At 73.2% G+C, this 22,348-nt stretch carries 20 protein-coding genes; 8 read left to right on the top strand and 12 right to left on the bottom strand.

Features of this window, described 5'->3' with window-relative positions:
* Positions 1-38 precede the first annotated feature (38 nt).
* Together HGB44_RS10150 and HGB44_RS10155 are read left to right on the top strand one after the other, a co-directional pair.
* Positions 39-2,009: an acyl-CoA dehydrogenase family protein gene (locus HGB44_RS10150; protein ID WP_061083516.1), complete on the top strand. Its 1,971-nt coding sequence runs from the start codon at positions 39-41 to the stop codon at positions 2,007-2,009.
* Positions 2,010-2,213: 204 nt separating this feature from the next.
* Entirely contained in the window at positions 2,214-2,834 is a 621-nt protein-coding gene (locus HGB44_RS10155; protein ID WP_061083515.1) for a PadR family transcriptional regulator, read from the top strand.
* Positions 2,835-2,991: 157 nt separating this feature from the next.
* Here HGB44_RS10155 and HGB44_RS10160 read toward each other — a convergent pair whose 3' ends face one another.
* The 3 genes from HGB44_RS10160 to HGB44_RS10170 all read right to left on the bottom strand — a co-directional run bounded on the left by HGB44_RS10160 (position 2,992) and on the right by HGB44_RS10170 (position 5,924).
* The gene (locus tag HGB44_RS10160) at positions 2,992-3,825 is read right to left on the bottom strand and encodes an ABC transporter permease (RefSeq protein ID WP_061083514.1); all 834 of its coding nucleotides are present in this window, start codon (positions 3,823-3,825) and stop codon (positions 2,992-2,994) included.
* A complete protein-coding gene (locus tag HGB44_RS10165) occupies positions 3,822-4,955 on the bottom strand; it encodes an ATP-binding cassette domain-containing protein (protein ID WP_082768641.1) in 1,134 nt (377 codons plus the stop codon). Before HGB44_RS10165 ends, HGB44_RS10160 begins: the two co-directional genes overlap by 4 nt.
* Positions 4,956-5,105: 150 nt before the next feature.
* Positions 5,106-5,924 (bottom strand): hypothetical protein, encoded by an 819-nt coding sequence (locus HGB44_RS10170; protein ID WP_061083513.1) that lies wholly within the window; start codon positions 5,922-5,924, stop codon positions 5,106-5,108.
* A gap of 227 nt (positions 5,925-6,151) precedes the next feature.
* Here HGB44_RS10170 and HGB44_RS10175 point away from each other — a divergent pair, with 227 nt between their 5' ends.
* Together HGB44_RS10175 and HGB44_RS10180 are read left to right on the top strand one after the other, a co-directional pair.
* On the top strand, positions 6,152-7,441 hold the full coding sequence (locus HGB44_RS10175; RefSeq protein WP_061083512.1) for an MFS transporter: 1,290 nt from the start codon (positions 6,152-6,154) through the stop codon (positions 7,439-7,441).
* A 103-nt stretch (positions 7,442-7,544) separates the two neighbouring features.
* Positions 7,545-8,879 (top strand): GH1 family beta-glucosidase, encoded by a 1,335-nt coding sequence (locus HGB44_RS10180; protein WP_061083511.1) that lies wholly within the window; start codon positions 7,545-7,547, stop codon positions 8,877-8,879.
* Between the two features lie 87 nt (positions 8,880-8,966).
* On the opposite strand, the gene HGB44_RS10185 is transcribed toward HGB44_RS10180, so the two are convergent.
* The 6 genes from HGB44_RS10185 to HGB44_RS10210 all read right to left on the bottom strand — a co-directional run bounded on the left by HGB44_RS10185 (position 8,967) and on the right by HGB44_RS10210 (position 16,846).
* A complete protein-coding gene (locus HGB44_RS10185) occupies positions 8,967-9,536 on the bottom strand; it encodes a hypothetical protein (RefSeq protein WP_061083510.1) in 570 nt (189 codons plus the stop codon).
* 94 nt (positions 9,537-9,630) lie between these two features.
* Positions 9,631-10,245: a TetR/AcrR family transcriptional regulator gene (locus tag HGB44_RS10190; protein ID WP_061078997.1), complete on the bottom strand. Its 615-nt coding sequence runs from the start codon at positions 10,243-10,245 to the stop codon at positions 9,631-9,633.
* Between the two features lie 59 nt (positions 10,246-10,304).
* On the bottom strand, positions 10,305-11,477 hold the full coding sequence (locus HGB44_RS10195) for an acyl-CoA dehydrogenase family protein (RefSeq protein ID WP_061078996.1): 1,173 nt from the start codon (positions 11,475-11,477) through the stop codon (positions 10,305-10,307).
* Entirely contained in the window at positions 11,474-13,495 is a 2,022-nt protein-coding gene (locus tag HGB44_RS10200; protein WP_061078995.1) for an ATP-binding protein, read from the bottom strand. Before HGB44_RS10200 ends, HGB44_RS10195 begins: the two co-directional genes overlap by 4 nt.
* Positions 13,496-13,508: 13 nt before the next feature.
* Positions 13,509-15,107, bottom strand: coding sequence for an acyl-CoA carboxylase subunit beta (locus HGB44_RS10205; RefSeq protein WP_061078994.1), 1,599 nt, complete (start codon positions 15,105-15,107; stop codon positions 13,509-13,511).
* A complete protein-coding gene (locus HGB44_RS10210; protein WP_061078993.1) occupies positions 15,104-16,846 on the bottom strand; it encodes an acyclic terpene utilization AtuA family protein in 1,743 nt (580 codons plus the stop codon). Before HGB44_RS10210 ends, HGB44_RS10205 begins: the two co-directional genes overlap by 4 nt.
* 187 nt (positions 16,847-17,033) lie before the next feature.
* On the opposite strand from HGB44_RS10210, the gene HGB44_RS10215 reads away from it, so the two are divergent.
* On the top strand, positions 17,034-17,612 hold the full coding sequence (locus HGB44_RS10215; protein ID WP_061078992.1) for a hypothetical protein: 579 nt from the start codon (positions 17,034-17,036) through the stop codon (positions 17,610-17,612).
* A gap of 51 nt (positions 17,613-17,663) precedes the next feature.
* Positions 17,664-18,221: a hypothetical protein gene (locus HGB44_RS10220; protein WP_231972267.1), complete on the top strand. Its 558-nt coding sequence runs from the start codon at positions 17,664-17,666 to the stop codon at positions 18,219-18,221.
* 437 nt (positions 18,222-18,658) lie between these two features.
* On the opposite strand, the gene HGB44_RS10225 is transcribed toward HGB44_RS10220, so the two are convergent.
* Both HGB44_RS10225 and HGB44_RS10230 read right to left on the bottom strand, forming a co-directional pair.
* Entirely contained in the window at positions 18,659-19,018 is a 360-nt protein-coding gene (locus HGB44_RS10225; RefSeq protein WP_061078991.1) for a hypothetical protein, read from the bottom strand.
* A gap of 170 nt (positions 19,019-19,188) precedes the next feature.
* The gene (locus tag HGB44_RS10230) at positions 19,189-19,566 is read right to left on the bottom strand and encodes a hypothetical protein (RefSeq protein WP_061078990.1); all 378 of its coding nucleotides are present in this window, start codon (positions 19,564-19,566) and stop codon (positions 19,189-19,191) included.
* Positions 19,567-19,765: 199 nt separating this feature from the next.
* Between HGB44_RS10230 and HGB44_RS10235 the strand changes: the two genes are divergently transcribed.
* Both HGB44_RS10235 and HGB44_RS10240 read left to right on the top strand, forming a co-directional pair.
* Positions 19,766-20,626: a helix-turn-helix domain-containing protein gene (locus HGB44_RS10235; protein WP_061078989.1), complete on the top strand. Its 861-nt coding sequence runs from the start codon at positions 19,766-19,768 to the stop codon at positions 20,624-20,626.
* Positions 20,626-20,880 carry a DUF397 domain-containing protein gene (locus HGB44_RS10240; protein ID WP_061078988.1) on the top strand — a complete coding sequence of 85 codons (255 nt, stop codon included), beginning with the start codon at positions 20,626-20,628 and terminating at the stop codon, positions 20,878-20,880. The genes HGB44_RS10235 and HGB44_RS10240 overlap by 1 nt, the downstream gene beginning before the upstream one ends.
* A gap of 157 nt (positions 20,881-21,037) precedes the next feature.
* Here HGB44_RS10240 and HGB44_RS10245 read toward each other — a convergent pair whose 3' ends face one another.
* A complete protein-coding gene (locus tag HGB44_RS10245) occupies positions 21,038-22,333 on the bottom strand; it encodes a thymidine phosphorylase (protein WP_061078987.1) in 1,296 nt (431 codons plus the stop codon).
* Positions 22,334-22,348: the final 15 nt, after the last annotated feature.

Below are 22,348 nucleotides of genomic sequence, written 5' to 3' on the forward strand. Positions count from 1 at the left end.
GGACCGGGCCGCGCCAGCGAGGACCACAGGGGGAGCACATGAACGAACAGGCGCTGAGGGTGGACGAGGCCGAGCTGCGCGGCCTCCTCGACGGTCGCTGGGCCCACGTGCGCGAGCACATGCGCGACGCCCTGCGGGGAGACCTGTACGCCCCCGTGTACGGACTGTCGGTGGAGGAGCACCGCGCCCGCACGCTCACCCAGCTCAAGGCCCTGGCCGAGACCGACCTGCCCGCCTACGGCTTCCCCGCCTCGGTGGGCGGCCGCGACGACGTGGGCGCGTCCGTGGTCGGCTTCGAGATGCTGGTCAACGACCTGTCGCTCATGGTGAAGATGGGTGTGCAGTGGGGGCTGTTCGGCGGGGCGATCAGCGCCCTGGGCACCGAGGCCCACCACGCCGAGTACCTGCCCGGCACGATGTCGATGGAGCTGCCCGGCTGCTTCGCGATGACCGAGACCGGCCACGGGTCGGACGTGCAGAGCCTGCGCACCACGGCCGTCTACGACCCCGACACCGAGGAGTTCGTGGTCCACACGCCCGACGAGGCGGCGCGCAAGGACTACATCGGCAACGCGGCCCGCGACGGCCACCTGGCGGTGGTGTTCGCCCAGCTGAGCACCGGCGGCGAGGAGCACGGCGTGCACGCCCTGGTGGTCCCGATCCGGGACGGGCGGGGCAGGCCGATGCCGGGCGTGCGCATCGGGGACTGCGGCCCCAAGGCCGGGCTCAACGGCGTGGACAACGGGCGGCTGGAGTTCGACCGCGTGCGGGTGCCGCGCACCAACCTGCTCAACCGGTACGGGGACGTGGCCGCCGACGGCACCTACTCCAGCCCCATCGAGAGCAAGGGCCGACGCTTCTTCACCATGCTCGGAACGCTGGTCCGTGGCCGGATCAGCGTGGCGGGCGGCGCGGGGAGCGCCGCCAAGGCCGCGCTGACCATCGCGGTGCGCTACGGCGACACCCGCCGCCAGTTCACCCGGCCCGACGGCGAGGGGCGGCCCGAGCGGGAGGTGCGCGTCCTGGACTACCTGGCGCACCAGCGCAAGCTGCTGCCCGCCCTGGCCCGCACCTACGCGCTGCACTTCGCGCAGGAGGAGCTGGTCACCCGGCTGCACGAGCTGTCCCGCTCGCCCGAGCGCGACGAGCACGCCCAGCGCGAACTGGAGTCGCGGGCGGCCGGGCTCAAGGCGGTGGCCACCTGGCACGCCAGCGAGGCCATCCAGACCTGCCGGGAGGCGTGCGGCGGCGCCGGTTACCTGTCCGAGAACCGGATTCCGCAGCTCAAGGCCGACTCCGACATCTTCACCACGTTCGAGGGCGACAACACGGTCCTGCTCCAGCAGCTCACCAAGGGCCTGCTGACCAACTTCAAGGACTCGTTCGGCGACCTGGACCAGCTGGGGCTGGCCCGGTTCATGGCGGGCAAGGTCTTCGAGACCGTCATCGAGCGCACCGCCGCGATCCCGCTGATCGAGCGGCTCGTCGCGGCCGCCCCGGGGCGCGGCGAGGAGGCCAGCCTGTACAACCGGGGCTGGCAGCTGGAGCTGCTGGAGGACCGCGAGAAGCACGTCATCGAGGGCCTGGCCGCGCGGCTGCGCAGGTCCGGCAGGAACGGCGACGACGCCTTCGACGTGTTCAACCGCGCCCAGGACCACGTGCTCACCGCGGGCCGCGCGCACATGGACCGGGTGGTGCTGGAGGCGTTCGTGGCGGGGATCGACCGCTGCGGGGACACCTCGACCGCCAAGCTGCTCAACCGGCTGTGCGACCTGTACGTGATGTCGGTGGTCGAGGAGAACCGCGCGTGGTTCCTGGAGCACGAGCGGCTCTCCACCTCGCGGGCCAAGGCGGTCACCCAGGCGGTGAACGACCTGTGCCGGGGCCTGCGCCCCTACGCCGTGCAGCTGGTGAACGCGTTCGGCCTGCGCGACGAGTGGCTGGCCGCGCCGATCGCTCTGGGGAGCGAGCACGCCCGTCAGGGCGACCCGGTCCCCGGGCGCGGCTGAGACCCGCCGTCGCGCCGCCGCTCCTCCCCGTGCCGGGCCCGTCCGTGCGCGGGGAGGAGGCGCGGGACGCGGGGCAGCACGGAGCAGCACGGGGCAGCACGGGGCACAGGACGGCGCGGGCGCGCGGGAGATATGCTAGTCAAAGTTGAATAGCGCGGACCGTCGAACAGAACGGACCCCGCGCCGGTGAGATGGGGGGTGTGGATGTCGGCCATCCGGCTGCTGGTCCTGGGGGCGGTCCGCCTGCGCGGTCGGGCGCACGGCTACCAGGTGCGCAACGACCTGGAGTTCTGGGGCGCGCACGAATGGTCCAACGCCAAGCCGGGGTCGATCTACCACGCGCTCAAGCAGATGGCCCGGCAGGACCTGCTGCACGCCCACGAGACGGCGCCGTCCACCGCCGGGGGCCCGCCCCGGACCGAGTACGAGATCACCGGAGAGGGCACCCGGGAGTACTTCGCCCTGCTGCGCCGGGCGGTGTCCTCGCACGACGCGCGCCTGGACGTGCTCTCGGCCGGTCTGGGCTTCATCGTCGACCTGCCCCGGCGGGAGGCCCTCGACCTGCTCAGGCGGCGGGTCGAGGGCCTGGAGGAGTGGCGCGGGGGCGTGGTCGCCCACTACGCCCCGGAGGAGGGGCCCGGACAGGCGGGGCACATCGGCGAGATCATGGACATGTGGGTGCACTCCGCGGAGTCGGACGCGGCGTGGACGCGCTCGCTGATCCGGCGGATCGAGGGCGGCGTCTACTCCTTCGCCGGCGAGGGGGGCGACCCCTACGAGGGCGTCCTCACCGACGAGGGGCCGGAGGCGCCCCCCTCCGGCTGAGGCGCGGCCGCCTCCTGCCGAGACGGCCGCCCCGACCTCGGAACCGCAGAACTCCGCTCCGGAGCCCTGCCGCCAGGGCACGGCGGAGGCCCGGTCACGCGGGGAACCGGCCGAGCGGCCAGAGCGCCCCGCACGAACCCCGCGAGACACGGACGGGTCAGCGGCCCAACCCCCGAAAGCGGGCCGCCGCCATGGGACAGGCGACCGCGAGCAACACGAGCGGCCACAGCACCGCCAGGAACAGCGCGTTCTCGGCCGCCCAGGAGGTACCGGCCGCACCGGGGTTGCCGAACAGGTCGCGCACCGCCGTGGCCGAGGCCGACATGGGGTTCCACTCGGCCACGGTTCCGAGCCAGCCGGGCATCGACTTGGGCGAGGCGAAGGCCCCGGAGGTGAAGGCCAGGGGCCAGACGAGGATCTGCACCGCCATGACCAGCTCCGGCCTGCCCATGATCAACCCGAGCCAGATGCCGCACCACAGCAGCGCGAACCGCAGCAGGAGCAACAACCCCACCGCCCCCAGCGCGGCGGCCCAGGAGCCGTGCCAGCGCCATCCGATCGCGAGCCCGGCGCCGAGCACGATGACCAGACTGAGGACGGACTCCAGCATGTCGGCGACGCCGCGGCCGACCAGGACCGCCGAAGGCGCCATGGGCATGGAGCGGAACCGGTCGACGACGCCCTTCTCCAGGTCCCGGGTGATCGCGGTCATCGTGCTCTCCAGACCGAAGGCCATGGTGAGCACGAGCATGCCGGGGACCACGAACTCGGTGTAGTCCCCGCCTCCGGCGACGGTCATGGACCCGCCGAGGAAGAGGGCGAACATCACCAGCATCATCACCGGGAAGGCCAGGCCCACCGCGATCTGCGCGGGGCGGCGGGCCCAGCGGACGAGCTCGCGGCGGGTCATGGTCCAGGAGTCGGCCAGCCACCAGCCCAGAGCGGCCCCGGGGGTCAGCTCAGGGAGGTCCGTGCGGGTCGTGGTGGTCATGCGGCTCCCTCCCGGTGCCGGGAGGGAGCGGAAGGGGCCGTGGCGACGCGGTTGCCGCCGGAGGGTTCAGCGTCACCGTTGGACGACCGGGCTCGGTCGCCGGCGGGCGGCTCGATGCGTTCTCCAGGGGGCGGCTCGGCGGCGCCTGGGTCACCGGAGCGCCCGGAGTCACCGGCGCCATCGGCGGAATCGCCGGTCAGGTGCAGGAACACCTCGTCCAGGGTGGGGCGGCGCACGGCCAGGTCCTCCGCCTCGATCCCCGCCTTGCCCAACGCCCGCACCACGTGGTTGAGGGCGCCCATCCGGTCGGCGACCGGCGCACTGACCCTGCGCGCGTCCGCGTCGGTGTCCACACGCCCGCTCGCGGAGATCCCCCGCAGAACACCGACCGCCTCCCCCAGCCGGTCCGGGGCGCGCAGGACGACGTCGACGCGGTCGCCGCCCACCACGGCCTTGAGCTGGTCGGGGGTGCCGTCCGCGATCACCCGGCCGCCGTCGACGACGCAGACCCGGTCGGCGAGCTGGTCGGCCTCCTCCAGGTACTGGGTGGTGAGCAGGACGGTGGTACCGCCTCCGACCAGCGAGCGCACCGCGCTCCACACCTCGCCCCGTCCGCGCGGGTCCAGGCCGGTGGTCGGCTCGTCCAGGAACAGCACATCGGGATCCACGATGAGCGAGGCCGCCAGGTCCAGCCGCCGCCGCATGCCGCCGCTGTAGGCGCTGACCGGCTTGCGTCCGGTGTCGGCCAGACCGAAGCGCTCCAGCAGCTCTCCCGCCCGCGCGGCGGCCCGACGCCCGCTCAGGTGGTGCAGGCGCCCGAACATCTCCAGGTTCTGGCGCCCTGACAGCTCCTCGTCCACGGCCGCGTGCTGGCCCAGCAGGCCGATCCGGCGGCGAACCCGTCCCGGCTGCGCCGCGAGGTCGAACCCGGCGACCCGCGCGCGGCCCTCCTCCACCCCCAGCAGGGTGGCCAGGGTCCGCACGAGCGTGGTCTTGCCCGCGCCGTTGGGTCCTAGGATGCCGTGGACCGTGCCGCGCGGCACGGCCATGTCCAGGCCGTCCAGGGCCCTCTTGTCCCCGTAGGTCTTGCGCAGCCCCTCGGTCAGGACCGCGAGATCGTGTTCCGCCACGACCCCTCCCTTCTATTGATCAAATTTGACTAGCTTTCGATGCCGAATTCGGGTCCAGCGGGGAGGACCCCGCCACACGGAGGAGCTCGCGCGTCCGCGCGGAGGAACCGACCCGGACGACCCGGAAGATCCCTGCGCCTCAGCGGTTCCTCAGCCCGCGTCCGGCTCCGGGGTTCGCGCGCCGAGCCAGCGCCGCGGCGCGGAGGCGTTGCGCAGCTCCCCCTCGACCCTGCTCAGCTCACCGCCGCTGAGGGCGGTACCGCTCAGCCGCTCCCACCACTCCTCGACGCCCTCCTCCTCTCCGAGGGCGACCGCGAGTCCGACGAGCATGGCCAGCGCCAGCTCCCGCTCCACCGGAGGCGCCCGGCCCCCGTGCCGCTTCGGTCCGGAGCGGATCCGCCGGAAGGCGGTGAGGTCGTCGGCCTTGGGGTCGCGCAGGATCCGGGCGCCGCCCAGGACGCGGGTGAGCCCGCCGGCTTCCCTGGAGCCGCCGTACTCCAGCCTCTCGGGCTCGCCGCGCAGGACGAAGACGAGCGGGTTGCCCGAGGGATCCACGAGCGTGAAACGGCTGGTTCCAGGCCGGTGGCGCGTGATGCGCGGCAGCCCCTTCGCCAGGACCCTGCCGTAGGCCCGGCGCATGGCCTGCGTGAGGGCGGCGCGGCAGGGCGCGACCGCGTCGACCATGACCAGGCAGCCACCGCTGTTCTCCGGGGCGGGGTCCAGGCCCTTCGGGGCGCGGCCGCAGTGCAGGTCGAAGCCGCTCCAGTGGGAGGCCGGGCAGAGGCAGGGCCTGCCCTGCCCGTGGGTGGCCTCGAAGCCGAGCGCCCGGCAGGACTCCGGGGTGGCCCCTGCCGAGGCGCGGGGCAGCCGCGGAACGGTCGTCTCGTCGGCCCGGACCGCCCCCGGCCGCCCCTGGCCCTGATCCCGCCGGGCGCCGCCGCCCGACCGCGCGGTGTCCCTTCCGGCCACACACGCCTCCCATTAGTCAAGTTTGATTACCTTGTGAGGGTAGCCCCCTCCGGGCCCACTGGTCAAACTTGACTACGTAGACGCGGATGCCGGACCCCGCCGCCCCGCGCCGCCGACCCCCGAGGCCCGCCAGCCCGCCACGCCCCGCGAACCGATCCCGCCACGGGCCTTTCCTCGGCAGGACGACCCCCTTAACATGAGACGCATTCATGTTAGGTAGGTCACACGTGCGCACACCCCCCGCACAGCCCTCCCCCTCCCCCGACCCGCGGACGCCCGCCGCACTCGCCGAGCCCACCCGGCCCGTGCGCCGCCTGTGGGTGGCCGGGATCAGCCTGGCCAACCTCGGCATGTGGATGGCCTTCTTCGGCCCGCTCCAGGTCCTGCTGCCCGAACAGGTCGGCCTGCTCGCTCCCGGTTCCAAGGAGACCACCCTGGCCTGGGTGACCGGGGCGGGAGCGGCCTGCTCCACCCTGGGCACCCCGCTGGCCGGGGCACTGTCCGACCGGACCGCCGGCCGGTTCGGGCGCCGACGCCCCTGGATCCTGGCCGGCGCGCTCCTGGGCGGTCTGGGCCTGGTGGTGCTCGGCCAGCAGGACGGCGTCCTCGGCGTCCTGCTGGGGTGGTCGTTCGTCCAGGCCGCGCTGTCCTGCCTGAACGCGACCCTGCTCGCGGCCGTGCCCGACCACGTGCCGGTCCGCCAGCGCGGCGTGGTCTCGGGGTGGATCGGCATCCCGCAGTCGGCGGGCGTGGTGGTGGCGGTGCTGCTGGTGACCGTGGTGGTCACGGGGATCGCCCCCGGCTACGCCCTCCTCGGTGCGCTGACCGTCCTGTGCGCCCTGCCGTTCGCTCTGCTGGCCCACGACCCGCCGCTGCCCCGCGAGGCCCGCCCCTCCTGGAACGGGTTCGCGCGCGGGCTGTGGGTGTCCCCGCGCCGGTACCCCGACTTCGGCTGGGCGTGGCTGACCCGTTTCCTCATGCAGACGGGCAACGCCATGTTCACCCTCTACCTGCTCTACTTCCTCACCGACGCGGTCGGCTACGAGGAGTTGTTCCCGGGCTCCTCGGCCGCGGACGGGCTTTTGGTGCTGATCGCCGTCTACACGGCGGCGGTCGTGGCCACGACCGTGTTGGCCGGTCTGGTCTCGGACCGCATCGGCCGCCGCAGGGGGATGGTGTGCCTGTCCGGGGTGGTCTCGGCGGTGCCCGCGTTCCTGATCGCCGCGTTTCCGACGTGGCCGATGAGTCTGGTGTGCGCGGTGGTGCTGGGCATCGGCTTCGGCGTCTACCTGTCCGTGGACAACGCCCTGGTCACCGAGGTCCTGCCGAGCGCGGGCGGGCGGGCCAAGGACCTGGGGATCGTCAACATCGCCAGCGCCGGACCGCAGGTGATCGCGCCCGCCCTGGCCGGTCCGATCGTGGTGTACCTGGGCGGCTACCCGGTCCTGTACACCGTGTGCGGGCTGCTCAGCCTGCTGGGCGGGGTGCTGGTGTGGCGGATCCGGGGTGTGGCCTGAGTGCCCGCCGGTCCCGCCCCGTCCTCCCCGCGTCTCCTGTTCGCCTCACAGCCCCCGTCCGCCCCGAGTCCCCGTCAGACCCAGCGAAAGGCAGGTACCGTCCATGTCGTCACCGTTCCTGTGGGGAGTGGCCTCCTCCGCCTTCCAGATCGAGGGCGCCCTCGACGAGGACGGGCGCGGCCCGTCGGTGTGGGACGTCTTCTCCGAGCGCCCGGGCGCGGTCCGCGACGGGCACAGCCCCGCCCTGGCCTGCGACCACTACCACCGGTGGGCCGAGGACGTGGAACTGCTCGACCGGCTCGGGGTGAACGCCTACCGGTTCTCGCTCGCCTGGCCCCGGGTCGTGCCGACCGGGCGCGGCGCGGTGAACGGGGCCGGCCTGGACTTCTACGACCACCTGGTGGACTCCCTGCTCGCCCGGGGGATCGCCCCGGTACCGACCCTGTTCCACTGGGACCTGCCCCTGGCGCTGGAGGAGGCGGGCGGCTGGAGCGAGCGCGACACGGCGCACGCGTTCGCCGAGTACGCGGCGGCGGCCGCGGACCGCCTCGGCGACCGGGTGGACCGGTGGATCACCCTGAACGAGCCCCTGGTGCACACCACCTACGGGCACGCGCTCGGCGTCCACGCCCCGGGGCGGATCCTGGAGGTGCCCGAGGTGATGCGGGTGGCCCACCACATGCTGCTCGCCCACGGGCTGGCCGCCGGTGAGCTGCGCTCGCGCGGCCTGGAGGTACTGCTCACCAACAACTACTCCCCCGTCAGTCCCGCCACCGGCTCCGAGGCCGACACCGCCGCCGCGCACGCCTACGACACCCTGCACAACCGGCTGTTCACCGACCCCGTGCTGACCGGCGCCTACCCGGACCTGTCGGCGTTCGGCGTCGCGGAGGTCCCCGGCGTGCGCGAGGGCGACCTGAAGGCGGTCGCGGGCAGCGCGGACGGCCTCGGGATCAACTACTACAACCCCACCGTGGCCACCGCGCCCGACGAGGGTTCGGGGCTGCCGTTCGGGTTCGGCGAGGTCGCCGGGGCGCCGGTGACGGCGTTCGGGTGGCCGGTGGTGCCCGAGGGGCTGGGCCGGACGATCGACCTGCTGCGCGGGCGCCACGGCGACGCGCTGCCGCCGCTGTACGTCACCGAGAACGGCTGTTCCTACGAGGACCGGGTCTCCCCCGGCGGGCGGATCGCCGACCCCGAGCGGATCGCCTACCTGGAGGGGCACGTGGCCGAGGTGGAGGCCGCGCGGGAGCGGGGCGCGGACGTGCGCGGGTACTTCGTGTGGACGCTCACCGACAACTTCGAGTGGGCCGAGGGCTACCACCAGCGCTTCGGGCTGGTGCACGTGGACCGCGCCACCCAGGCGCGCACCCCCAAGGACTCCTTCTCCTGGTACCGGGACCTCGTCGCCGCCAGGACCGCCTCCGCCGACGCGTGAGGGCCCGGGGCCACCGCGGCCCGCCCAGCCGCGACGCGGGCCGCGCCCCGGCTGGGCGCGCGCGGCGTCCGGGCGCCGGCCGGGGCCTCAGTCCCCGACGGCGTCCAGGGTGCCGCTGTCGTAGCGTTCGGGGGCCTCCTCACCGCGCTGGCGGGCGGGCTCCCACCACCACCAGTGCGACTCGGGCACCCAGTCGGGAACCTCCTCGTCGTTGACCGGCCGGGCCCGGGCCGCCACCGCGGCGAGGGCCTCGTCGATGCGCGGGAGCGCCTCCAGGTCGCCCGGGCGCAGGAAGGTCTCCCAGGGCACGAACTCCTCGCCGAGCAGTTCCAGCATGGACCGCCGCCAGCACGCGGGGCGGTAGGCCTCGTGCTGGCCGTTCTCGGCCGCGGTCTGGGTGCGGACCACGTACAGGCCGAGCCGGTCGGGGTTGTTGCCGCCCACCAGCAGCTCGGCCAGGGTGGCGCTGAACTCCTGTCCGCCCGGGGACCTGCGCTGCGCGGGCGTGGTCGCACGGTACAGGGCGAAGAGGGCGGCGAAGGCGTTGTCCATCAGGGCGTCGCGGTCCCTGCGGCGCGAGGCGCTCTCGGCGAAGGCGTCCAACGCCTGTCTGGCCAGGTCCGGGGGGTTCCCGCCCGCATCCGCGCTCACCTTCACACCGCCTTGTCCGGTTCGGGAATGACGTCAGCGGCGGGTCCGCGGACCCGCCGCTTCGATGATAAGCACGCTCCGTGCCGCCGGGGTAGCCGGTTCACGGTGCCGGGGCCCGCAGCTGCTCGTCCAGGGCGCGCGCCCACTGGCGCACGATCCGGCGCCGCCGGGGCCCGTCGTCGGTGAGCAGGTTGGCCAGTCCCAGGCCGCGTGCCAGGTCGAGGGTGGCCTGGACGGTCTCGCGGACCCCGGGGAGCGACTCGTCCACGCCCAGCAGCTCCACGGCGGCACGGTGGATCTCCCGGCCCATCCGCTCCTCCATGGGGATGATCCGCTCGCGCAGGACCGGGTCGCTGGCGGCGGCCGACCACAGTTGGAGGGCGGCCCGGAAGTCCGTCCCGGTGAAGGCGTCCACGACCATCTGCACGACCGCCTCGGTGCGGCCGCCGCCCTCGGGGACGGCGGCCGCACCGCGTCGCAGCTCCGCGCCGCGGCTGTCGAGCATGTGCCGCAGCACGGCCAGGAACAGGTCCTCTCGGGTGGGGAAGTGGTGCTGGGCGGCGCCGCGCGACACCCCGGCCCGCCGCGCGACCGCTCCCACGGTGGCACCGGCCGCGCCCTCCTCCGCCAGGCAGGCCACGGCGGCCTCCAGCAGCCGGGCCCGGGTGGCCCGGCTGCGTTCCTGCCGCGGCTCGCGGTCGGCCCCGGTGTCCACGTCGCTGCTTCCCCCTGTCCCCACACCCCTGAGGCGGTCGGCGTCCGCGCGCCGACTGCTCAGTACGACCTGGGCAGGCCGAGGGACTGCTGTGCCACGTAGTTGAGCACCATCTCCCGGCTCACCGGCGCGATGCGCGCCAGGCGTGCGGCGGCGATCGCCGACCCCAGCCCGTACTCGCTGGCCAGGCCGTTTCCGCCCAGGGTCTGCACGGCCTGGTCGACCGCGCGCACGCACGCCTCCGCGGCGGCGTACTTGGCCATGTTGGCCGCCTCCCCCGCCCCCGCGTCGTCGCCGGAATCGTAGCGGAGCGCCGCGTGCTGGGTCATGAGGCGGGCCTGTTCCAGCTCGATCTTGACCTGCGCCAGCGGGTGGGCCAGCCCCTGGTGGGCGCCGATGGGGGTGTCGCGCCAGACCCTGCGCTCCCTGGCGTAGGCCACCGCCCTGTCCAGGGCGTGGCGGGCGCTGCCCGAGGCCAGGGACGCGGCCATGATGCGCTCGGGGTTGAGCCCGGCGAAGAGCTGGAGGAGTCCGGCCCCGGGGTCGCCGACCAGGGCGTCGGCGGGCAGGCGCACGTCGTCCAGGAACAGCTGGTACTGGTGGTCGGGGCTGACCAGGTCCATCTCGATCGGGCGGGCCTCGAACCCGGGGGCGTCGGTGGGCACCGTGAACAGCGCGGCGGACAGGCGCCCGGTGTCCTCGTCCTGGACACGGCCCACGACGAGGACGGCGTCGGCCACGTCCACGCCGGAGATGAAGGTCTTGCGGCCGTTGAGCACCCAGCCCCCGCCGTCGCGCCGGGCGGTGGTGGTGATGCGGTGGGAGTTGGACCCGGCGTCGGGTTCGGTGATGGCGAAGGCCATGATGGTCTCGCCCGTGGCCAGGCCGGGGAGCCAGCGTTCGCGCTGCCCGGGGGTGCCGAAGCGGGACAGGACGGTGCCGCAGATGGCCGGGGAGACCACCATCATCAGGGTGGGGCACCCGGCCGCGCCGAGCTCCTCCAGGACGGCGGCCAGGTCTCCGATGCCTCCGCCCCCGCCGCCGTACTCCTCGGGGATGTTGACGCCGAGGTAGCCGAGTTCGCCCGCCTCGCGCCACAGTTCGGTGAGGTAGGCGCCCTCCTTGGCCCGGGCCCGGTAGTACTCGGACCCGTACTCCGCGGCGAACGCGGCCACGGCGGCGCGCAGGTCGACGCGCTCGGCGGGTTCGTTGAAGGTCATGGCACCGGTCACGGCGTGGCCCCTTCGTAGTCGAGGACGGCGAGGGGCGCCCCGGCGGGCACCCTCTGCCCCGCCGCGACCGGGATCTCCCGGACGGCACCGGCGGCGGGGGCGGTGACGCGGTGCTCCGTCTTCATGGCTTCCATGCGCAGCAGGGTCTGTCCGGGCTCGACCCGCTCGCCCACGGCGACCTCCACGGCGGTGACCGTGCCGGGCATGGGCGCGGGCAGGGCGCCGGGGTCGACCGCGGCCTCGGGCTCGGGCAGGGGGTCGACGGGGGTGAGGGTGACCGATCCCAGGGGCGAGTCGACGTGGACGTCGCCGCCCGCGGCGGGGCGGTGGACGGTGAAGGCCCGGCGCAGGCCCCCGACTTCCAGGACCACCCGGTCGGGCGCGGCCGAGAGCACGCGGACCCCGTCCTGTTCGGGCAGGTAGGACCCCCGCCGGGTCCGGTAGGCGGTGGTGGTCCGCCTCCTCTCGTCCCCGTCGACGTCGTGGTGGCGGACGAAGGGCTGGGAGGGCAGGCCGCGCCAGTTGGCGGGGATCCCGGCGGGGGTGGCGGCGCCGGAGCGGGCGGCCTCGGCGGCGGACAGGCAGGCGGCGAGCGCGGCGAGGCGTTCGGTGGCGGGGTCGGCCAGGGGCTGGACGAGGGCGCCAAGGCGGTCGCCGTCCAGGTAGCCGGTGTGCAGCCCGCCGGGCCGGACCTCGGCCTCGGCGAACGCGGGGTGGCGCAGGGTCCGCACGAGCAGGTCGCGGTTGGTGCCCACCCCGTGCACGCGCGCGGCGGCCAGGGCGGCGGCCAGGCGGCGCAGCGCGTCGCGGCGGTCGCGGCCGTGGGCGACGACCTTGGCGAGCAGGGGGTCGAAGTCGGCGCCGACGGCGTCGCCGGACTCGACTCCGCTGTCCAGGCGCACCCCGAAGGCGGGCGGCGGGGCGAAGCGGGTGTCGGCGGGGACGTCGAAGGCGTACAGGACTCCGGTGCGGGGCCGCCAGCCGTCGCGGGGGTCCTCGGCGTACAGGCGGGCCTCGACGGCGTGGCCGCGCGGCGCGGGCGGGCCGCCCCCGGGCAGGGGTTCGCCCTCGGCGACGCGGATCTGCCACTCGACCAGGTCCAGTCCGGTGACGCACTCGGTGACGGGGTGTTCGACCTGGAGCCGGGTGTTCATCTCCAGGAAGACCGGGTCGCCGAAGCCCTCCTCCCCCACGGGGACGAGGAACTCGGCCGTCCCGGCGCCGGTGTAGCCGATGGCGCGGGCCAGGCGGCGGGCGGCCTCGTGCAGGCGCTCGCGCAGGCCGTCGGGCAGGCCGGGGGCGGGCGTCTCCTCGACGACCTTCTGGTGGCGGCGCTGGACGGAGCAGTCGCGCTCGCCCAGGGCCCACACGGTGCCGTGGGTGTCGGCCAGGACCTGCACCTCGATGTGGCGGCCCCGGGGGACGTAGGGCTCGCAGAACACCGCCGGGTCGCCGAAGGCGGAGGCCGCCTCGGCACGGGCGGCGGCGGCCTCGGCGGGCAGGTCGGCCAGGTCCCGGACCACGCGCATGCCGCGTCCGCCGCCTCCGGAGACGGCCTTGACCAGCACGGGCAGGTGTTCGGGGCGCACCCGGTCGGGGTCCAGGGCGTCGGCGACGGGCACCCCGGCGTCCCGGGCCACGCGTTTGGCGCGGGTCTTGGCGCCCATGCTCTCGACGGCCTCGGCCGGGGGCCCGACCCAGGTCAGTCCGGCGCCGGTGACGGCGCGGGCCAGGGCGGGGTTCTCGGACAGGAAACCGTAGCCGGGGTGGACGGCGTCGGCGCCGGAGGCGCGGGCGGCCTCCACCACGGCGTCGGGGTCGAGGTAGGCGTCCACGGGGCCGCGCCCCTCGGGCAGGGGCAGGCGCACGGCGGTGTCGGCCTCGGTCACGTGCGCGGCGTTCTCCTCGCCGGGGGCGTGCACGGCGACGGTGGCGATGCCCAGGGAGCGGCAGGTGCGCAGGATCCGGCGGGCGATCTCGCCCCGGTTGGCGACCAGGAGGCGGGTGACGGGGTTCATGGCTGCTTCTCCCTCACATCCGGAAGACGCCGAAGCGGTCGGTGCCCCGGACGGGGGCGTTGTGGGCGTAGGACAGGCACAGGCCCAGGACGGTTCGGGTGTCGCGGGGGTCGATGACGCCGTCGTCGTAGACCCGTCCGGACAGGAACAGGGGCAGCGACTCGGCCTCGACCTGGCTTTCCACCATCTCCCGCACGGCGGCGTCCTGGCCCTCGTCGTAGGGCTCTCCCCTCCTCGCCGCGGACTGGCGGGCGACGATGGACAGCACCTCGGCGAGCTGGCGGGGGCCCATGACGGCGGACCGGGCGCTGGGCCAGGCGAACAGGAAGCGCGGGTCGTAGGCCCGCCCGCACATCCCGTAGTGGCCCGCGCCGTAGGAGGCGCCCACCAGCACCGAGAAGTGGGGGACGGTGCTGTTGGAGACGGCGTTGATCATCATCGAGCCGTGCTTGATGATGCCGCCCTGTTCGTACTCGCGGCCGACCATGTAGCCGGTGGTGTTGTGCAGGAACACCAGCGGCGTGTCCGCGCGGTTGGCGAGCTGGATGAACTGGGCGGCCTTCTGGGCCTCGGCGCTGAAGAGCACGCCGTGGTCGTTGGCGAGCACGCCGACGGGGTAGCCGTGCAGGTCGGCCCAGCCGGTGACCAGGCCGCCTCCGTAGGAGGGCTTGAACTCGTCGAACACCGAGCCGTCCACGAGGCGCGCGATGATCTCGCGCGGGTCCACGGGCACGCGCAGATCGGGCGGCATGACCCCGAGCAGGTCCTCGGCCGGGTACAGGGGTTCGGGTGCCGACGGGCGCGGGGCGGGCCCCGCCCTGCGGTGGCCCAGGCGGGCCACGATCCGCCGTCCGAGACGGATCGCGTCGCGCTCGTCCTCGGCCAGGTGGTCGGCCAGGCCGGAGACCTCGGCGTGCATGCGGGCCCCGCCCAGCGACTCGTCGTCGCTCTCCTCGCCGGTGGCGGCCCGCACCAGCGGCGGTCCGCCCAGGAACACCTTGGAGCGCTCGCGCACCATGACCACGTGGTCGCTCATACCGGGGATGTAGGCGCCTCCTGCGGTGGAGCTGCCGAAGACCAGCGCGACGGTGGGGATCCCCGCGGCGGACAGGCGGGTCAGGTCGCGGAAGGCCCGGCCGCCCGGGATGAAGATCTCCTTCTGGGTGGGCAGGTCGGCGCCGCCGGACTCCACCAGGCTGACCAGAGGCATCCGGTTGCGCTCGGCGATCTCGGCGGCCCGGGCGGTCTTCCTCAGGGTCCACGGGTTGCTGGAGCCGCCGCGGACGGTGGGGTCGTTGGCCACCAGCACGCACTGCACGCCGGAGACCGTTCCCACACCGGTGACGAGGCTGGCGCCGACGTGGAAGTCGCTGCCCCAGGCGGCGAGCGGGGACAGTTCCAGGAAGGGGCTGCCCTCGTCCAGGAGGAGTTCGATCCGCTCGCGGGCCAGCAGGCCGCCCCGGGCGCGGTGGCGCTCCACATAGCGCTGTCCTCCCCCGGCCAGGGCCTTGTCGTGCTCGGCGTCGATCTCGGCGAGCTTGGACAGCATCGCCTCGCGGGCCTCGGCGAAGGCGGGCGAGGCGGTGTCGATCCCGGTTCCCAGCACGCTCACGACCGGCCCGCCTCCGCCAGCACGACCTCGGGCACGGGGACGCGGCGGGCGCGCAGCCACTCGCCCAGCCCCTTGGCCTGCGGGTCCTGGCCCTCGCGGCGGGCGGTGCCGGGGGCGAGCAGGCCCTCGATCCAGAAGTTGGCGGCGTACAGGTTGGGCAGCAGGTGCCGGGTGACGCGCAGCCCCGCGGTCTCGGGCAGGAGTTCGCGCAGCAGGTCGGCGGTCAGGGTGGCGGCCAGCCACCGCCAGGCCGTCTCGCCGCGCACCCACACACCCAGGTTGGCGTCCGCGCCCTTGTCGCCGCTGCGCGCGCCCAGGACGAGGCCGAGCGGGACCGGGCGTACGGGTCCCTCGGGCAGGGGTTCGGGCGGCGGGGGTTCGGGGACCCCGGTCAGGGCTCGGGTGCGGTGCGCGGGCGCGACGGGCACCCGCTCCCCGTCGGGCAGGATCGCGGTGTGCGCGACCTCGGAGGCGGGCACGAGCGCGTGCGTGGCGGCGACCCCGTCGGGGCGGGCGTCGCGCGGCGGCGCGGTGAGGTGGAACCCGGCGTAGCTGCCCAGGGCCAGTTCCACGGCGGCCGCGCCGAAGGATCGGCCCACGACCGCGGGGTCGTGGTCGCGGGCGACCACGCGCAGGCGGGCGGTGGCCGCGTCCTGGGTGTCGCCGTGGGGGTCCTGGGCGGGCACGAGGGTGAAGCGCAGGTCGTCCGGCGTCCGGTCGGCGAGGGCGGCGCGCATCTGGCGTTCGGCGCGGGCGGCCTTGGCCTCGGCGTCCAGGCCGGTGACCAGGAACTCCACCTCGTTGCGGAAGCCGGTGAGGCTGGTCAGGCCGACCCTGAGGTCGGGGGGCGGCTCCTCGCCGCGGACACCGCTGATCAGGACGCGGTCGGGCCCCTGCCGGGTGAGGCGCACGGTGTCCAGGCGGGCGGTGACGTCGGGGCCGGGGTAGCGGGGCCCGGCGATCTCGTACACGAGCTGGGCGGTGACGGTCCCGGTGGTGACGGCGCCGCCGCTGCCGGAGTGCTTGGTGATGACCGCGCTGCCGTCGGCGTGGATCTCGGCGAGGGGGAAGCCGGGCCGGTCCAGGTCGTGTCCCTCGCGCAGGAGTTCTTCGGCCAGGGCGTAGTTGCCGCCGGTGGCCTGGGTGCCGCACTCGATGACGTGCCCGGCCACGGTGGCCCCGGCCAGGGCGTCCAGGTCCCCGGGCGTCCAGCCGAAGTGGGCGGCGGCCGGGCCCACGGTCAGGGAGGCGTCGGTGACGCGGCCGGTGACGACGATGTCGGCGCCCGCGTCCAGGCAGGCGGCGATGCCGAAGGCGCCCAGGTAGGCGTTGGCGGTCAGGGGGGAGCCCAGATCGAGTTCCTCGGCGCGGTCGATGAGGTCGTCGCCGGTGACGCAGGCGATGCGGGGTTCGAGGCCGAGCCCGTCGGCGAGTTCGGTGAGCCGGTCGGCGAGGCCGCGCGGGTTGAGGCCGCCCGCGTTGGTGACCACCCGCGTGCCGCGTCCCATGACCAGCGCCAGGGTGTCGCGCATCTGGCGCAGGAAGGTCCGGGCGTAGCCGCGGCCGGGGTCGCTGAGCTGGTCGCGGCCGAGGATGGCCATGGTGAGCTCGGCCAGGTAGTCGCCGGTGAGGACGTCCACGCGCCCCTCGGTGAGCATCTCGTGGACGGCGGCGAAGCGGTCTCCGTAGAAACCGGAGGCGTTCGCGACCAACAGCGGGGGCGCCGGGGTAGCGGTCATGGACCGAGGGTGACACCGACCACACCAAAAAACAAGCGCGTGTGATTGTTTTTCCCGGACGGGCGGACACGGTCGGGTGGACATGGACGGGCGGCCCCGCCGGGCTGCTCCGGTATGGCCGAAACCGGCCACGGAGCATGCGTTACTCCCTCTCGGAGAAGGGGGAGGCGCGCGGTAGTTTGGCGCCGTGAACACCTCGCGAGAAGACACCAACCCCGCCGCCGACGCCGCGTCCCCCGAGGGGGCGGCGGAGACAGCGGAGACGACGGAGACGGCGCCCGCAGCGGAGGTGTCGGCGGAGAGCACCTCAGAGACCGGGACCGCCGGTGCCGCCGGAACGCGCGGGGAGGCCGGGATCCCGGGTGCGCGTCAGGAGACCGACGCCAGCGGCGCCTTCATCGCGGGAACGCCGCCGGTCCGCTCCCCCGGCGGCCTGTTCGCCGCCGAGACCTTCAGCGTCATCGCCCTGATGCTCTTCGCCCTCACCGCGCTGAACACCCGGCTCTTCGAGCTCTTCGGCTTCTTCTTCGTGGGCCGTGTGCCCACCGACACCAGCGCCGGGGAGGCGAGCGCGCTCGCGGCCGAGGTGATGGTCGCGGGCGGGCTGAGCGCGCTGACCGTGCTCGCCGGGGCCCTGGCGCTGCTGCGGAGCAACGCGGGCACGCGGGCGTGGAGCCGCTGGGGCGCCGCCGCGGCCGTGATCGTGGGCACGCTGCTGGTCGTGATCTCGGTGCTGACCTTCATCACTTTGCCGTCAGGGGCCTGAACGGGGGTTTTGTAGAAACTCCCTTGGTACTTCGGCGGGTACGTTGACCGCGTGAGTACATCAGCGGAAGGCAACGACCCGACCGATCCCACCCGTGGGCCCGCACGGGACCCCGGCCGTGCGCCGGAGCCCGGCGCCGACCCGGTCACCGGAACCGGGGTGCCCGCGGAGGAGCCCGCCATGGTGGAGGAGCCCCTGCTGGAGCCCGACTCCGGAGTGGCCGCCCCGGAGCGCACCGACCGGCCCAGCGGTCCGCTGGGCGCGGAGACCTTCGCCCTGACCTCGCTGTTCCTGCTTGCCCTGACGGTCCTTTCGAGCCAACTGGTCCAGCTCTTCACCACCGTTGTGCTCATCGGAAACCAGCCGGTGCCCGTGGACCAGGTGTCCCAGTTCTCCGTCCAACTGCTCATCGGCGGCGGCCTGGCCGCGTTGACGGCGATCCTCGCGGGACTCGCGCTGGCGCTGGCGGGTTTCAGGACCCGGCCCTGGGCACGGTGGATGGCCACCGCCGTGCTGATCGTGAGCCTGCTGTTGGTGCTGCTGGCTGTCGTGGCCTACGTCATGATGCCCGCGGGCAGCGCGCCCCAGCCCATGCCGATGCCGAACTGATCCGCACGGGGCCGGGGGGAGCCCCTTCCAGCCGCGGGGCGGCGACCGGCGGTCCGGTCGCCGCCCCACCGTCGTTCAGTCCCGGAGGACTCCCGCTTCGCCCGTGCGCCTCAGGCTCCCCAGTCGCCGACGTCGATGCGCTCCCGGAAACGTTGCTGGTGTGCGGCAAGGGACTCCCCCACCCGGTGATCTTGCTCCTGGTGGCACTGCGGGCCGCCGACCGTGCCTCTGGAAGCAAGATCATCCCCCGTGGGCGCGCCGGGGAACGGCCCGGCGTCGTGGGCGGCGCCGGGTTCCGGCCGCTATTGGCCGTCCCCGGCGGCGCCGTCGCAGTCGGACGCGCTCTCGGAGGCCGCGACGAGTTCGGCGTCGTCCTCGGCGAGCGCGTCCAGCAGCGGTTGGCCGTCCTCCTCCACGGTCGGGTTCGAGTCGCCGCACTAACCGGCGGTGTTCAGGTAGAGCAGCAGGTACGGGACGGCGATCAGCGGTGTCCACGCCAACCACGCGAAGACGTTCCGGTCAGCCTTCAGCGGAACCAGGACATTGACCAGCAGCACCAGGAGCAGAAGGACGAAACCGAAGACGAATAACCCTCCCAGTACGGGGGGGTAGTGGTCGAGAAACTGGTAGGTGCAGTTCCCCGGGTTGGGTCCTTCCATGTCGTCGATACTCCGGCAGTCCATGCGCGGGAGGTAGGTGATCAGCCAGTGCGCGCAGAACAGGGGCACCATGGCGAACACGCCCAGGCACAGGTTGACGGAGGCGGGCTGCCACACGGGGGTGGGTGAGACGGACACGGGACTCCAGGGGATCGGTGGCGTGGCGCGTCCTTATGAGACGTCCGAATCCTTTCCGGAGTTGCCGTCGATCGTTCGGCCTGCCAGCAGATCTCACCCAGTGGTGGGGTGGAGGACGGGAGAAGACCGTCCTCCACCGGGGCCCTCCATGCCGCGCGGGAGATCGCGGATCAGCAGGTTTCGGTGTGGGCGTCGCGGAACTTCCGGCCCAGCTCGAACAGGCGCATCAGGCTGCTCGCCACACCCACGGTGCTCGGCGGGCGCAGCAGCCCCTCAGTGAGGGTGAGTTCGACCGAGGCGCACCGGTCGGGGCTCAGCGTGACCTGCATCGTGACCTCGTCGTCGGAGATGACGAGGAAGTCGGGAACCCTCCTGTCGTAGTCCTGCACCTCCAGGCCGATCACCCTGAGCAGGTCGCGGACGGTCACGCAGTAGCGTCCGAACTGCTCCTCGGACAGCACGTGCGGCTGTTCGGCGTCGATGGAGGTGTCGATCTTGTCCCACTCCTGCGGAACAATGGGGGTTGGGAGTTTGTGGATGTCGCTCATCGGCGCCCCTCTCCTACAGGCCGCCCGGGGTGGGTGCAGAGGGTCCAAGCTCGTGATCCACCCTGGGCGACTGTCCTTTTTGGCCAGAAACTTCCGTTCCTGCCAGTAACGATCGCTTCACCTAAAGCTAGAAAAGCATGTAGGCTTGCGACAAGCAAGTGCCAATCCCAATTGGCAGAAAAATTCTTGGGAGTGTCAGATGCCGCCGAAGCGAGAGCAACGAGTGACCCTGAGGGCACAGTGGTTGGGAAGGATGCTTCGCCAGCTACGGGAGCAGAACAACCTCACGCTCAAGGAAGCTGGGGAGTACCTGCAAAAGGACTTCTCCACAGTGAGCCGCTTCGAGCTGGGCACCTTCCCGGTTCGACGCGGGGACCTGCTGGCGTTGATGGACCTGTACGCGGTGGACGACAAGGCACAGCGGGAAACGCTGCTCAACCTGTGCGGCGAGGTCTGGCAGACAGGCTGGTGGGACAAGTATTCCAGCGACGACGTCTGGGGCTCGACCATCGATCTCGTCTGGTTGGAGAGTCGAGCTGAAACGATCCGCATGTTCGCAGCTCTGTCCGTTCCGGGCTTGTTGCAGATTCCTGAGTACGCACATGCATTGATCAGCGTCGTTGACAACGATGTGAGCACTGACCAGGTGGATCGCTGGGTTGAACTTCGCATCGACCGACAAAAGGTTCTGCACGGAGACCACCTACAGGGATACACCGTCCTGCTTGACGAGTCCTCTTTGCTCCGTGTGGTTGGTGGTCCTACGGTCATGGCAAAGCAGCTCTCCCACCTCCGGAGGATGGCCGAATCAGAGCGCATCACCATCCGCATATTGCCGTTCGCCATCGGTGCCCACCCCAGCCCTGAGGGCGCTTTCACCTTGCTTGATCTGGGTAACCCGTTCTCCACGGTGGCACACATCGAGAGCCGAGGTGGCGGGATCTACCTGGAACGCGGCGAGGTGGACAAGCTGGTCGACGTATACGATCGATTGCGCGAGATGAGCTTGAGTCCAGAGGACTCGGTCGCGTTCATCGCGGCCTTGGAGAGGAACCAGTAATGAACCGGGACACGTCGGCCGTCTTTGGTTGGCGCACCAGCAGCTACAGCGCGAACGGCGGCGGCCAGTGCGTCGAGGTCGGCTGGCACATCAGCAGCTACAGCACCAGCACGGGTGGCAACTGCGTCGAGGCGGGCCCCTTCCTCAACGAGCCCCAGCTGTTCGCGGTCCGCGACTCCACCCAGCGCGGCCTCGGCTACCTCTCCTTCCCCTCCGCCGAGTGGTCCGCGCTCCTGCGCAGCGCCGCGCACTGACCCCCGCCTCCCGCTCAAACCCTCCTTTTGAGTCCACCGAAAGCGTTGCCGGTGTGACACGAGGGGCCTGACCTGCGGTGATCTTGTACTTATAGCGAGGTTGGACCGTCGAGACTCGCTATAAGTACAAGATCACGGCGGAGGACCGGCTACCGCACTAGGCGATCCGGTCGATCACCAGCGGCCGGGCCCCGTGCCCCTCCCCGCCCTCGGGGTCGATGTCGAAGGCGCCCTCCAGCGCCTCGGCCGCGCGCTCGAACCGCTCCGCCTCATCGGCGTGCAGGGTGAACAGCGGCTCCCCGGCCTGCACGGACTCCCCCGGCTTGGCGTGCAGGGTCACCCCCGCCCCGAACGACACCGCGTCCTCCTTGCGCGCCCGGCCCGCGCCCAGCCGCCACGCGGCCAGCCCCACCTGGTAGGCGTCCAGCCGGGTCACCGTCCCCGAGGCCGGTGCGAGCACCACCCGGCGCTCGGCGGCCACCGGCAGCGGCGCGTCCGGGTCCCCGCCCTGCGCCCGCACGAGCCGCTGCCACGACTCCAGCGCGCTGCCGTCCCGCAGCGCCTCGGCCGGGTCCTTGACCCCGCCCTCACCGGGGACGAGCCCGGCCGCGGCCAGCATCTCCCGGGCCAGGGCCACGGTCAGCTCCACCACGTCCGCGGGCCCGCCGCCGGAGAGCACCTCCACGGACTCGGCCACCTCCAGGGCGTTGCCCACCTGCCTGCCCAGCGGAACCGACATGTCGGTGAGCAGCGCGACCGTGCGCACCCCGTGGTCGTTTCCGATGTCGACCATCGTGCGGGCCAGCTCGCGCGCGGAGCCGGCGTCCTTCATGAACGCCCCCGACCCCACCTTGACGTCCAGGACCAGCGCGCCGGTGCCCTCGGCGAGCTTCTTGCTCATGATGGACGCGGCGATCAGCGGGATCGACTCGACCGTGCCGGTCACGTCGCGCAGCGCGTAGAGCTTGCGGTCGGCCGGGGCCAGTCCGGACCCGGCCGCGCAGATCACCCCGCCCGTGGAGTCCAGCACCTCCCGCATCTCGTCGGTGGACAGCGAGGCCCGCCAGCCGGGGATGGACTCCAGCTTGTCCAGGGTTCCGCCGGTGTGCCCGAGCCCGCGCCCCGACAGCTGCGGCACGGCCGCCCCGCAGGCCGCGACGGTGGGCGTGAGCGGCAGGGTGATCTTGTCGCCCACCCCGCCCGTGGAGTGCTTGTCGGTGGTGGGCCGCGACAGGTCGGAGAAGTCCAGGCGCTCCCCCGAGGCCAGCATCGCCTCGGTCCAGCGGCTCACCTCGGCCCGGTTCATCCCGCGCAGGAAGATCGCCATGGCCAGCGCCGACATCTGCTCCTCGGCCACCTCGCCGCGGGTGTAGGCGTCGATCACCCAGTCGATCTGGCCGGGGGTCAGCTCTCCCCCGTCGCGCTTGGCTCGGATGATCTCGATGACGTCCATGTCATCTCCTCTCGA

Origin of the sequence: Nocardiopsis alborubida, assembly GCF_012396365.1 — a bacterium.
Taxonomy (GTDB): domain Bacteria; phylum Actinomycetota; class Actinomycetes; order Streptosporangiales; family Streptosporangiaceae; genus Nocardiopsis; species Nocardiopsis alborubida.

Bases quoted from the DNA above. Each gene is read 5' to 3' on its own strand.
- HGB44_RS10150 (WP_061083516.1), top strand. From the start codon at position 39: ATGAACGAACAGGCGCTGAGGGTGGACGAGGCCGAGCTGCGCGGCCTC.
- HGB44_RS10155 (WP_061083515.1), top strand. From the start codon at position 2,214: ATGTCGGCCATCCGGCTGCTGGTCCTGGGGGCGGTCCGCCTGCGCGGT.
- HGB44_RS10160 (WP_061083514.1), bottom strand. From the start codon at position 3,825: ATGACCACCACGACCCGCACGGACCTCCCTGAGCTGACCCCCGGGGCC.
- HGB44_RS10180 (WP_061083511.1), top strand. From the start codon at position 7,545: ATGTCGTCACCGTTCCTGTGGGGAGTGGCCTCCTCCGCCTTCCAGATC.
- HGB44_RS10200 (WP_061078995.1), bottom strand. From the start codon at position 13,495: ATGAACCCCGTCACCCGCCTCCTGGTCGCCAACCGGGGCGAGATCGCC.
- HGB44_RS10210 (WP_061078993.1), bottom strand. From the start codon at position 16,846: ATGACCGCTACCCCGGCGCCCCCGCTGTTGGTCGCGAACGCCTCCGGT.
- HGB44_RS10230 (WP_061078990.1), bottom strand. From the start codon at position 19,566: ATGAGCGACATCCACAAACTCCCAACCCCCATTGTTCCGCAGGAGTGG.
- HGB44_RS10235 (WP_061078989.1), top strand. From the start codon at position 19,766: ATGCCGCCGAAGCGAGAGCAACGAGTGACCCTGAGGGCACAGTGGTTG.
- HGB44_RS10240 (WP_061078988.1), top strand. From the start codon at position 20,626: ATGAACCGGGACACGTCGGCCGTCTTTGGTTGGCGCACCAGCAGCTAC.
- HGB44_RS10245 (WP_061078987.1), bottom strand. From the start codon at position 22,333: ATGGACGTCATCGAGATCATCCGAGCCAAGCGCGACGGGGGAGAGCTG.